Source organism: Candidatus Woesearchaeota archaeon, assembly GCA_027858315.1.
GTDB lineage: Archaea > Nanobdellota > Nanobdellia > Woesearchaeales > UBA583 > UBA583.
In genome coordinates, this window is sequence record JAQICV010000089.1 from 1 (window position 1) to 11,716 (window position 11,716).

General features: G+C 29.8%; 21 protein-coding genes and 1 pseudogene. All 22 read right to left on the reverse strand.

Annotation, left to right across the window (positions count from 1 at the left end; all coding sequences use genetic code 11):
- A partial coding sequence (locus PF569_08630; protein MDA3856299.1) for a hypothetical protein occupies nt 1-230 on the reverse strand: 230 nt, incomplete at its 3' end.
- 247 nt (nt 231-477) lie between these two features.
- Nucleotides 478-714: a hypothetical protein gene (locus PF569_08635; GenBank protein ID MDA3856300.1), complete on the reverse strand. Its 237-nt coding sequence runs from the start codon at nt 712-714 to the stop codon at nt 478-480.
- A 56-nt stretch (nt 715-770) separates the two neighbouring features.
- The gene (locus tag PF569_08640) at nt 771-1,145 is read right to left on the reverse strand and encodes a hypothetical protein (GenBank protein MDA3856301.1); all 375 of its coding nucleotides are present in this window, start codon (nt 1,143-1,145) and stop codon (nt 771-773) included.
- The gene (locus tag PF569_08645) at nt 1,138-1,524 is read right to left on the reverse strand and encodes a hypothetical protein (protein ID MDA3856302.1); all 387 of its coding nucleotides are present in this window, start codon (nt 1,522-1,524) and stop codon (nt 1,138-1,140) included. Before PF569_08645 ends, PF569_08640 begins: the two co-directional genes overlap by 8 nt.
- 239 nt (nt 1,525-1,763) lie before the next feature.
- Entirely contained in the window at nt 1,764-1,889 is a 126-nt protein-coding gene (locus tag PF569_08650; GenBank protein MDA3856303.1) for a hypothetical protein, read from the reverse strand.
- Between the two features lie 72 nt (nt 1,890-1,961).
- Nucleotides 1,962-2,243 carry an N-acetylmuramoyl-L-alanine amidase gene (locus PF569_08655; protein ID MDA3856304.1) on the reverse strand — a complete coding sequence of 94 codons (282 nt, stop codon included), beginning with the start codon at nt 2,241-2,243 and terminating at the stop codon, nt 1,962-1,964.
- Nucleotides 2,221-3,093: a hypothetical protein gene (locus tag PF569_08660; protein MDA3856305.1), complete on the reverse strand. Its 873-nt coding sequence runs from the start codon at nt 3,091-3,093 to the stop codon at nt 2,221-2,223. Before PF569_08660 ends, PF569_08655 begins: the two co-directional genes overlap by 23 nt.
- A gap of 21 nt (nt 3,094-3,114) precedes the next feature.
- A complete protein-coding gene (locus PF569_08665) occupies nt 3,115-3,255 on the reverse strand; it encodes a hypothetical protein (protein ID MDA3856306.1) in 141 nt (46 codons plus the stop codon).
- Nucleotides 3,256-3,534: 279 nt separating this feature from the next.
- Complete coding sequence (locus PF569_08670; GenBank protein ID MDA3856307.1) at nt 3,535-4,605, reverse strand: hypothetical protein; 1,071 nt, start codon at nt 4,603-4,605, stop codon at nt 3,535-3,537.
- 76 nt (nt 4,606-4,681) lie between these two features.
- Nucleotides 4,682-4,942 (reverse strand): hypothetical protein, encoded by a 261-nt coding sequence (locus tag PF569_08675; protein MDA3856308.1) that lies wholly within the window; start codon nt 4,940-4,942, stop codon nt 4,682-4,684.
- A 115-nt stretch (nt 4,943-5,057) separates the two neighbouring features.
- A complete protein-coding gene (locus PF569_08680) occupies nt 5,058-5,456 on the reverse strand; it encodes a hypothetical protein (GenBank protein ID MDA3856309.1) in 399 nt (132 codons plus the stop codon).
- A gap of 222 nt (nt 5,457-5,678) precedes the next feature.
- Nucleotides 5,679-6,077: a hypothetical protein gene (locus PF569_08685; GenBank protein ID MDA3856310.1), complete on the reverse strand. Its 399-nt coding sequence runs from the start codon at nt 6,075-6,077 to the stop codon at nt 5,679-5,681.
- A gap of 464 nt (nt 6,078-6,541) precedes the next feature.
- Nucleotides 6,542-6,703 carry a hypothetical protein gene (locus PF569_08690; protein ID MDA3856311.1) on the reverse strand — a complete coding sequence of 54 codons (162 nt, stop codon included), beginning with the start codon at nt 6,701-6,703 and terminating at the stop codon, nt 6,542-6,544.
- Between the two features lie 39 nt (nt 6,704-6,742).
- The gene (locus tag PF569_08695; GenBank protein MDA3856312.1) at nt 6,743-6,919 is read right to left on the reverse strand and encodes a hypothetical protein; all 177 of its coding nucleotides are present in this window, start codon (nt 6,917-6,919) and stop codon (nt 6,743-6,745) included.
- Nucleotides 6,920-7,323: 404 nt separating this feature from the next.
- Entirely contained in the window at nt 7,324-7,503 is a 180-nt protein-coding gene (locus PF569_08700; GenBank protein ID MDA3856313.1) for a hypothetical protein, read from the reverse strand.
- A 210-nt stretch (nt 7,504-7,713) separates the two neighbouring features.
- Complete coding sequence (locus PF569_08705) at nt 7,714-7,887, reverse strand: hypothetical protein (protein MDA3856314.1); 174 nt, start codon at nt 7,885-7,887, stop codon at nt 7,714-7,716.
- A 5-nt stretch (nt 7,888-7,892) separates the two neighbouring features.
- The gene (locus PF569_08710; GenBank protein ID MDA3856315.1) at nt 7,893-8,264 is read right to left on the reverse strand and encodes a hypothetical protein; all 372 of its coding nucleotides are present in this window, start codon (nt 8,262-8,264) and stop codon (nt 7,893-7,895) included.
- A 210-nt stretch (nt 8,265-8,474) separates the two neighbouring features.
- Complete coding sequence (locus PF569_08715) at nt 8,475-9,023, reverse strand: hypothetical protein (protein ID MDA3856316.1); 549 nt, start codon at nt 9,021-9,023, stop codon at nt 8,475-8,477.
- 9 nt (nt 9,024-9,032) lie between these two features.
- Complete coding sequence (locus PF569_08720; protein ID MDA3856317.1) at nt 9,033-9,296, reverse strand: hypothetical protein; 264 nt, start codon at nt 9,294-9,296, stop codon at nt 9,033-9,035.
- Nucleotides 9,296-10,189, reverse strand: coding sequence for a PD-(D/E)XK nuclease family protein (locus PF569_08725; GenBank protein MDA3856318.1), 894 nt, complete (start codon nt 10,187-10,189; stop codon nt 9,296-9,298). Before PF569_08725 ends, PF569_08720 begins: the two co-directional genes overlap by 1 nt.
- Before the next feature lies 1 nt (nt 10,190).
- Nucleotides 10,191-10,775 carry a hypothetical protein gene (locus PF569_08730; GenBank protein MDA3856319.1) on the reverse strand — a complete coding sequence of 195 codons (585 nt, stop codon included), beginning with the start codon at nt 10,773-10,775 and terminating at the stop codon, nt 10,191-10,193.
- A 353-nt stretch (nt 10,776-11,128) separates the two neighbouring features.
- Nucleotides 11,129-11,671: pseudogene (locus PF569_08735) on the reverse strand (PhoH family protein).
- Nucleotides 11,672-11,716: the final 45 nt, after the last annotated feature.

Consider the following 11,716-nt stretch of genomic DNA (forward strand, 5'->3'; position numbering starts at 1 on the left):
GTAGTTCCTGTTAATGTTATTGTTCTCGTTGTTGAATTGTAGTTGAGTATAACATTAGAAGGGCTTAAAAAACCTGTTGGTTCTTTTGTAAATGTGTTTTGAGTAGTTAAAAAAGGATCAATTTCCTCACGGTCCCACAGAGAATCTATATTATAACTATTAACAGAAATAGTATCCATTAATTCGACTATAATACTGTCTACTTGCTCTACATCATAGTATAAAGACAAAGAGTCTCTTAACTGCCCTACAGTTGCGGAATGCTTTTCTAAAATACCATTAGCATGAGTTACATATCAAGTAACATCTACACTATCTGTTTCTAATGAAGGAAAAAATACATTCTGAGATTTTCCTATAATAGATATAAATATAAATAAACTAATTAAAATAATGTGCTTCATAAGTCAATTCTCCTGTTAAAAATCTTGTTGGTGGGATAAAAGTAAAAGACTCCCTGGTTTCATTTATTATATCTCATCCATACTCAACTATTGTTCCATTTGTAGCTGTATATCTTTTAATAGTTAGATAATAATTGTCATTTAAAAATGGTTTAGAAAATTCTACAATAGTCTCTCCATTTATTGGAACTGTTGCTAATCTATATGGATTTTTTAAAGAATCCTCAGCAATAAGTTCTATTGTGGGATCCAAAATACCGTCATAGCCCTCAATAATAAGTTGAAGAGCTCTATCATACAATTTATCCATAGTTAAATTAATTCTATTTTAAATTTATATCCAATAAAACTATTTAATGGAAATTCTCATACATTTGATTCCACTTCAATAAAAGAGTCTGTAATATTCACTTCTGAATCATCTAGAACTCTAAAATCTAAATCTGCTGAAATTTCCAATCTTACTACTGAATCTATAGGTTTTGGGTCTATATCTATTATCTCAAAAGTAGTTATGTAAATATCTTCTCCATCAACTACAATTTTATTAGGTAAATCTAAAGTTACTAAAGTCCTATAAAAAATATTGTTCTTATAATATTGAAATACATCCTCTGAAATTAAATCATTTTTATAAGCTAAAATAAACTCATAAAATTTTTCATTAAATTGTATAGAACCATAATTTAAATTATTTAGTAACTCTTTACCTTTTTGCAGAATTATCAAATCATTATCCATTGCAATCACAGTTAATATTTATAAAATCATCACAGGTTTCTAATTGTTTAAGAATTCTATAAACTTCATAATATTGTTTATATTTTTCTAACATTTTCAACATCTCTAAACCTATAGTTAATGTATCTATTACTAATTTATCCTGACATGCACAATTACAGATACCTTTTATTAATCTATCACTAATTAAATTTTTATAAAAAATCTCTAAATACTCATACACAACTAAATCATATGTTTCATCAGGAATTTCATTTGCTACTAAATCTGCTCCATCTGTCTGGCCTTCAACATTATACAATATATTATCTTGTATATAATAAGTTCCAGTAGTTGTTAGAGGATATTCAGAAACTCTATAATAACCATCTTTTTCCACTGTTAAAACACCAGAATTTGTAGTTATTACACTGTTTGTAAATATAAAGGCTTCTCCATCTCATTCTTCTAAAATAAATGCATAGGAAGTTCCTACAACTTCTGGACTATAAACTGTTATTTCTTTATTTAAATATTCTGTGATCATTTTTCTATAGCTTTTATAATACAGTTTTCAAACCTAATTATATAATTAGGATCATTTATTATTTCTACATCTTTTTTATTATTCTGAAATAGTCATTCAATTAATACAGCATAATAATTTCCCATTAAAACTGTAAAGTTTTCTTCTCTATCTAAATCTTCATCAGAATATTCTGGTCTGTCATTAAGTTCTGGGAAAACTTCTTTAAACTCCTTCATTAGAACATCAGCAAATTCATCTGATTTAGTTTGTCCTTTACTTGTGTAAACAGAATAACCAGTTATACTTGTTCATCCCTCACCAAAAGCATTATTATGTAATGATATTAGTAGTGTATTTCCAGAAGCTAGTTTATTTGCTATATTCTTACGATTAGTAATACCTATTTCATTTGGAGTTTCATTAGTAATGTAAACATTATATCCTAATATCTCTAATTTTTTCTTAATTCTTACACATCTTTGTCTGCTCCATAGATACTCCCGATGATTACCATCAGGAGATCTTTTTCCAGGAGTTTCTTCACCATGGGCAGGATCTAATATAATATTAAGTGTCTCTAACTTCGTCATTGTTTGAGCTAGTGTCAAGTAATTGTAAACCTTCCAATTGAACTCTTCCTTTGTTGTGCTCCAAAGTTTCTTTCCTAAAATCATCTTCAGACTTCGCTTTAAACCAATCAATAGATTTTTCATGCTCTAATTTTTCTTTTTCTAAAGAAGCTTTTTCAGAATCATTTCTTTGTATTTCTTTCTCATATTCTTCTAACTTCTTCGTAGCTTCCTTCAATTGCTGCTCATACTCCTGAACTTGTTGGGAAAGTTGTGACATTTGGCTATTTTCAGCTTTCTTTTCTCCCATTGAACGAGCAATAACTTCTTTCATTTTAGTCAAACTCTTAGTAGTAACTGCTTCAACTGCAACATCAGGATCAATCATTTTTCCTTTAATTAGTTCAATGATTAATTGTTTAATAGATTCTTGCTCTTTAATAACTTCAGAACTATCAGCAATATGCACATCATAACTAGTCATAGTATAATGTTTTGATTCTGCAGTAAATACTTTATTAAGCCTATCTCCTAAAACTATAGTACCAGAAATACCTTTTTTATAGACAATTTTAGACAGATCTAAAATATCCATTAATATTTCGCTTGTCATTAAATCCATTAATTGATAATACTGTTTTGTGATATGAGAAGAATTTACAATACCTACTTGTACATTAGTAACAGCATCTCTTTGTTCTATTCCTCCTAGTCTTTCTTTAAATACTCCTGTAATAGTAGAGGTAGTTTCTTCTGTCCTCTGTATAGCTAATTCTATAGCTTGGATTGTCTGTACTTTTATAGTATCATCAAATCCTCCAAAAGAAGTATTTATCGCTTGTCCTTCTTGTCCAGAATCATAAAGAGCCATACCAGTTTTTTTATAGGCTTTTCACTTTACAAGTCTTTCAGTAACATCCTCCCCTAAAAATTTAGGTAGGTGTGCTATATCTATCCAATCTCCGACACTTCCAGATTCTGCAATAACATTATCCCTATAGAAGTGAAGACAATCAAATTTCGTTTTGTTCAATATAGTTCGTTAAACTATACCCGCCGTAGCTGCTGTATATTTCTATACAGACCAGACTATATCATATATATTATTATTCCCGCACTTCGGATCACTTGATCCTACATAATAGTCGTTGCTCCTTTTTCCATTTGGAAACTTGGGTCAGGATTATCCAATCTTTAAACTTGTTACCATACATGAGTAGTTACTTCATCCAATATATTATTACTAATATACCTTGGTATTTAAAGCTCTAAGGATTTTCCCTGAGTTCACGGGATTTAGACAGGACTAAATTTAATCCTGTAAATTAGCTGTTGCTAGTACTAAAGAAAATGGGTCTCCATTCCGATCTGTGTAGAAAATTCCATTTATACTTAATGTACATTTTTCAGGATCTTCCATAGATCTAGTTATATAATTATCTCTTCCTAAATCAATATAGATATGATGTCCTATTCTTACAGCCTGTTCTCGGTGAGTAATATATTTACCCTTTTCTTTTTCTGTAATTAGTCTTTCTGCTTCATATACAGGAAGTGTTCTAAAATATTTAGAACCAGAACCATTCATTGGAGTAACTTCAAAACCTCCTAGAATACCATCAGGCTCTTCAGGATTATCGTAAGTTCTTAAATCAGTAGTATCATACTCATTTTCTGAGTATGCTTCTAAGGAATCAAGTTCCTCTATCTCTTCATCCTCTAAATATTTACCATATTTTTCTAGAATTTGTTGTTTAGTTAATTGAGCCCTAACAACAGCTCTAGGAGAATTTTTTAAATATATTGATTCTACATTTTTATCAATAAAAGTATCTAAGGGGTTTAATACAGAAAAATCAACGGAAGTCCCAGAAGAACTAGGAGTCATTCTATAATAACCTATTCCACCAATTAATAAATCTAGTAAAAACATTTTCCTTTTATTAATAAAATCAATACTCCTAGACTGCATAGAATACTCTATAATATTTTGTCCAGCAATTTCATAATCGGAAATAAAATTTCTGTCTAGTGTGTCTTCCAAAATATCAACTCTTTTGGCTAATTCTGGATCTTTAAAAGGTTGGTTATTTTCTTTAGAATGATAAATAGATTTTTGTAGGTATTGTTTATATACTTTCCTTATAGCTTTATTTATTGCTATTTGTTTATCTTTATGTATATTAGATAAAGTTTCTTTATCTTTACATGATATTTTAGGTGTAACAGGTGTTGATAAGTACTCTCCTACTAATACATCTATATGTTTCCTTACTAAGGGAATAAATTCTACAGAAGTAGGAGTACCTATACCATAATTTTCCTCTAAGTGCCTAAATTGCTCTGGGTCTCTTTTACCATGATAGTAATTAAAAGCTTTCATTAGTTGTACTTTTTCATACACTAAATCAGAGATAGCTCTATCTACTCAGTTAGTAAAAGGTTCTTTTTCTTTTTTATTACTCATTAGTTTTTATTACTTTATATATTTCTATTCTTAAGTAATTTCTATTTTTAAGTTCAGAATAGGCATATTCGAGAAAAACATCCTCCTCATCAGTGCCCATACTTATATAAGTTGGAGCCATATAAGAAGGTACACCTAAAATTAATGTATATTCTGTATCATTTTTATGTACCTCTAATCTTCCTCTATATTCTACATTATATAGATTCTCCATATAGTCAAGAATCTTCTTTTCTAACTCTATTAGCTGCATATCGTTCTCCTTCTGTTGTTGGAATTACTCCATAATGTTTATAGCCTCTGCCATCTTTAAACCATCCAATATTTCTAAACTCTTTATTTATTTTTTCCTTCTCTTCTGGTTTTTTTCAAGAGAGTTCTTCATCAGCAAGTTCCGCCATTCCCATAGCTGCGATAATATCAAAATACTTTTTTCTATCATAAGAATAGTTGAGCAATTGAGTTACCATTTCTTCAATTGGAATAGTGTGACAATAATCCAATACAAAATCATAAATTAATTCATTTGCATGTACAATTACTTTAGTTGGAGCAGGAGTACCATACATATTAGGATTTCCTTTAGTTACATTAGGCATTGTTGCCCTAGGTCTCTTCATTAAAAGAGATAATAATTTATTGTCCCTAAAGTAGGTTAATATTGCTGTTCTAGTAGACTCTAGCACTGCTTTAGCTCCATAATATACTAATAGTTTAGCTGTTATATCATAAGCTTCTCTAGGATCTCTAGGTCTTTCTTTATACATAGCTACATAACCTGGATCTGATAACCCCAAAATTCTTTTTTTAATAACAATACAAAAATCAGATAATTTCTTTTCTTCTGAACTTCCTTTTTTAGCAGAACTGTCTGCACTACCTATATCAATAGAATCAATTCCTCCAACGTACAGATTTTGATATTGTCCTCCGTCTTCAGTTTTTATAGGATGTTCTTTTATTAGGATTCTTCCTGCTGGGTCTTCTTTTCATTTTACTCCAGTTTTAGTGCCTGATTCATCATATGTCCATGATAAATATCCAGCTTTTGGTGGTTTTATACTTTTATAAACAGTTAATTGAGCCTGCTGCTCTGCTAGTTGCTCTCTAGGGAATATATTATCTCCTTGTTGAATAAGAGCTTCCTCTATAGTAAAGCAATATTCAGCTTTATATATAAGAAGTCCCTCAGGATCTTCTACTTTCTTTTCTCTTTCTTTTTCGTACCATTCTCTTGCTTTGTCAGGATCACACCATCCTCTATTATCTACAAGTTTTGCAACCATTTTATAAGCAGGAATAAACATTGAAGAATATATAAACTGACCATCAGGAGTGTGGTTATGTTTAAAAGGTAGTACATTAAATACTATTGGATTGATTACCATATCTTTAATACCCTCTAAAGCGACTCCTTTGTCACCTCCAGTTCCTCAGCCTATTCTAGTTCCAATTCTATCACCTCCTAATACTGTAATAAGAGCTTCCCCTTGTAACCACTTCTTTTTAAATACTTTGTCTGATCCTGCTTCTTCAAAGCGTAATATTAAAATGCAAAGTCGTTAATCTTGCACTAATTCTAAATTTACAATCCAGAATTTCTTAAATTTTCATTTAAGAGTAGACTATATCTTCCATACTTAAATATGGCGAGGCGTTTCGGGATACTTATCCCTAAGGGCGTCTCTATATACACCCATAGTCGTTGAACCTTCTTCCTTTAAATTAGGAAGCTTGGTTGCGGATTTTCCAATTCTTTAAGTTTTTACAATCCAAAGAGCATTACCTCTTCTGCTGCGCTAAATTAGCCGCTGTATTAAAGACTTAAGGAGGTTCCCGCAATTAACCTCGTTTATCCTTGCCCTTTTATTTTGAGCAAGCGTTCAGTTCTATCTCCTCTAATTTTCTCAGGAGAATCTGCTACAATACCTTCTATTTCAGCCATATGACCAAATTCAGTACCATACTTATCTTTTTTAGAAGCTCTCTTATGAGACTTACTATCTAAAACCATACGAACCCTTTTAAAGGCAGTTTCTGTTTCTTGCGCTAATCAATCTAATTGTGACCAAACTTTAGCAAGTAGAGGTTTTAAATGCCTATCTGAGAAAGCAGAAGCTACAATTCTATAATTAGAAGTTGTTATAAATGGTCTAACACATAAAGAAGCAGCCATTTCTGAAAAACCTAATGCTCTAGCTTTGAGTAATCCAACATCTTTTCCTAACATTTCACACATTTCTATATAGTGAAAATATTCATATTGGAAAACTAGAAATTTTGGAAAACTTAATGATCGTCCTGAAGAGGCTTTATTACCTTCTATTGATTGTTTTAATCTATAGTAGTTTAGTCAAAAATAATTATCCCCAGTAATTTTATACCCATTAACTTCTAAGCCGTTAATACATCTATCTAATTCTCTTTTTCAAAAGTCTCTATGTGTTTTAGTTCCTATCATTAATCCACTATAAGAACCTGTCTTTAATTTATTTTTAGAAGTTTCTGTAAACCACTCTGGTTTAAAATCTTTTCCTCGAGTTTTATTTATAGGTCTATAACCTGTAAGTTCATAAGAAAGATCTGGATCAAAGAATTCTATATCATCTTCTTTTTTTACATCTCACGTCATAATTAATCAAATAAGCCTGCAGATATATCCCCTCTTAAAGGATTATCTGTTTCTAGGTCTTTTTTAAATGATATTTCTAATGTTTTTACAGAATCATACAATTTTCCAGCACTACTTATTTCTGCAATAACATCTTTGGTCTTAAAAATAGGTTTGCCTGTTGCTTCATCCCTCTCCTCCAAATTAAGGTTTTCTAAGTAGTGTGTTATTTTATCTATAGTAGAATAGGAGGCTTTTAGTAACCTCCCAATTTTTGATGCATTTTGTATTTCATCATATTTCCTACAAGCTGCTCTAAATAAAGGATCATCAAATTCTTTCTCTGTAAGTCCTGCATCTGTTAATGATTCCCTGTGTCTATCTTGTTCAAGATATTGAAAATAAGGACTCTCTCAATCAAAAAATAGATAGATATATGTAAACTCTCTGAATACTTTATCCATCTTATCTTTTAATTTAGCTCTTTTAGGACTATTTATTAGAGCTTTGAATTCTGATAATACAAAAATTTCCTCTTTATTTAAAACTAGCTTTCCACTGCTCTGATCATATATAAAAAATTTCATATTTATTATAATTTACATCCACATGCGCACTTCTGTGTAAGTTTTCCTCCACTTTCTTTTGTTAAAACTAAATCACATCCACATTTACATTTTTGACCTTTTTTATAGCTACGAAGTTTTTTCGCGTACTCTAATTTCTTGCCCTTTTTTGCAGACTCTACATCTTCTCCTTGTAGATTTGCAGCTATCTGTAGTAATTCTTCTTCTGTATACTTATTCATAGTTTGCTCAACTGCACTTTTGTCAGTAGGATTCTGCTCTAATAAAGTATTTAATTCTTCATAAGATTCCACTTGACTATATTTATCAGAATCTACTTGTGCAGCAAATAATAATCTAAATAAATTATACAATTCTTTTCTTTGCTCTTCATCCATTTTTATAATTTTATTAGGTCTTTAGTATTAAAAATCTCTTCTTGAACTTCACCAGCAGTGGTAAATCATCTACATAAAATACCCTGCAAGTAATCATTCTTTGTATCTTTTATCCTAACTGTTTTCTTCACTTTTCTATTTACCAACATAGTTGGTTTATTTGGGAGATCTTGTTTTATAGTAACTACATCTCCTGGAAGGAAAAATACTTTATTTTCCATTTACCCTATCTTTTAATTTAGTATTTATAAAAGTTAAAACGCCTGGTTCATGAGTCAGCTTATATCCTAAAGACATAAACGGCATAGGATAAACTGTTCTTGTATCATAATATACATCGTCTCCTGCTTGTAACCATTTACAGTCTGGACCAACTTCAATAACCTTGGCACATCCTACTAAACGTTCATTTTTATCCCACTCTCCTGTATCAGGATTTTTAAATACACTCTCATCAAAGTCTACTATAATACTTCCTTCTACTACTTTTTTGTAGGGATTTTCTGGATAAGGACTAATAAGAACTTTATTACCCACTGGTAACATTTCTAGATCTTTAAGCTTTTCATTAATTTCGTCTTGTTTAGCTTGTTTAGCTTCTAGTAATAGTTCTTTAGCTTTTTCAGCATCCTTTTCTGCCTCTTTTTCTTCTTTTAACTCTTTTGCTTGATCTTCAATTGGGTTTTCTGGTACTATTAGTTTACTACCATGGTCTCCCATAAAAATTCTTCCTTGTGTTTCAATTGTGTTTTTGCTCATTTTACATTATCATTTATTAATTAAACATTTAGCATGTTCTACTCTTGTTTTAGAAGATAATATACAACCACATCCTTTTTTAAATCCTTTCTTAGCAGTTTTAGAAACTTCATCAGTAATAGGGTTTAAATATAGTTTATTATTACATACCATTCCAAAAGTTGAATGCTCTTTAAATAACTTACATTCTTTACATATCTCTATTCTTTTTCTAAATAAATCTTCTTTTGCATTAAACATATTATTTAATGTTCCTTTTATTATTTGATTCATTAGAAAGTTATTTTTTTAATAGATTCTTTAAATCTTTTATCTGCCAATTGGTTCTTATAAAAAGCTAACATTCTTTCTACATCTTTTTTTCTATATTCACATTCATAATTAGTAACCTTTCCATCATGATCATAATGTATAATTGTTAATGATTTTATGATTGCTTCTGGATATTCTTTTTCTATCATCCATGCATATAAAGATAATTGTAGAGTGTAATGCCAGAAATTAGAATCCTCTATATTATTTAAAGGATATTTCATCATAGTTGCTTTTCTAGCACGAGTATCAAAATAAGCTTTTTTATCAATAGCTTTGGAAGTTTTATAATCTAGTACGTGAACTTCATTACCATCAACAATTACTAAGTCAGCTTGTCCAGCTATTTTTAGCATTTTATCATTAGAAATTCTAGATAATAAAATCTCTGGATAAACTCCTTTTTTACCTAACTCTACTTTATTTGTATTAATGGGTGGAAAAGAACCTCCTAATCCTAATTGTTTTATTTCATTAGTATTTCCATTCCAATGTTCTGCTTCTTGTTCATTATGAAACTTAGTTCCTCTAACACATGACTCATCTCTTTTTAAAGCCCATTCAGCTAGTATTTCTTTTTTAGCATTCTTAAATGTTTCTTTATCTACATCTAAAATTTCTAAAATATTTTTTTGTATTCTCTTTGTTTTAAGTAAGGTTTTTTTAATCCCCTTAAAAGATTCTGGAGCAATCCTTTCAAAGGCTTTATAAGATGACCAAAAGTCTTCATCAAAGGTTGCAAATTTATGAATCAATGTAGTTGCTGAAACACAGTATTCACCAGAACTTTTTAGCCAGTATTTATGTAATTCATCATTATAAGATACATATTCATTTTCCTTATCAACTCGCATATTATTCTCCATTATTTATTTTATTATAGTTTAGTAAAGAGCTAATTAATTGTGCTGTACTTGCAATTTTTGTAATAGTTCCTTCTCTTGGGAACTTTCTCTGTCCAGTAGTTGTTACACATAAAAAACCAATATTATTATCAACTCCATATAAAGTATAGAACATTCCAGAACGAACATTATTAGGTTTCATAAATTGGTACATTGTAGGAAATTCATCTTTTATATCCTCTAAATCATTGAAATAAAAATATCCTTTTTCTTCTAGAGCCTCTAAAAAAGAAGCAATTATGGAAGTATTTACTTTTTGATATTTCTGTATTACTGGGAATGTTCGTTTTGAAATTACTTCCGATGTAGCTGTTGCATACAAAAAAGGAAGTCCTATTAAGTTTTGACTACCATTAGATAATTCAAATAACATAGCTCTATCGGCATTTACAGTAGATGCGAGTTCATCTAAGGAGTGTCTTATTTTTGGCATAATATCTCTTCTATATACAGCAGCCTTTGTGTGGGTTTTCTCCTTTTCTAACATCCTATCCTTTAAGTATTTTTCAATAGCCCTAGCATTATATTTATTCATAAGATACAAGAAGTAAATTGTTCCAATTATTAATAATAAGAAAATGCCCATTCCTATTCCATAGGTTTGTATAACCTCCTTAAAAAGATTTCAGAGTCCATTCATGTTGTTTTTTATTTGTCTTGTTAGAAATTTATTATTTTCACAAATATAGGATTATTTTTTAAAAATTTCTCATCATTTAATAATAAAGTTAAGAAAATTTTTTTTATTATATTTGTATATAGTATTTTTAAAATAAAACAGAGAGTACTAGTAATTAGCCTCTCTGTTCCATATTATATTCCATGTATTCTAAGTTGTTGTAAGACTTCTGGAATTATTGGATGTCTAACACAATCTCCGTCAGAAAATCATATAGTACCAATTATAGGTGATTCTTTAAAAATTTCCATTACTTGTTCTAAACATGACTCCTTTCTTATTTTTCTGTCTACTTGTTCAACATCTCCAAGAAATATATACTTAGAGTTAGTACCAATTCTACTTACTAATGTTTTAAAAGTGTGTGGAGATAAATTTTGGGATTCATCGACCAGTACAATGGAGTCATCTATAGATAACCCTCTCATAAATGCAATAGGTACTACTTCTATTATCCCTTTCTCCATTAAACCTTTAGCTCCATTTTTGCCAATTAATTTATCAATGTTTCAAGTAAAAGACATTATAAATGGATCCATCTTGTCAGAAACAGAGCCTGGGATAAATCCTATTGCTTCCCCTGGAATAGTAGTTACAGATTTTACTAGGACAATTCTTTTATAAATCCCTCCTAATAAATCTAAAGCAGTTGCTAAACTAACTATTGTTTTACCAGATCCTGCTACTCCTGCAGCAATTGTAATATCATTTTTATAAATTAAATCCATGAACTCTTGTTGTTTATCATTCATAGGTTCAAAATTCTGCACTAAACTTTGTGTAGAATTAGGTAATCT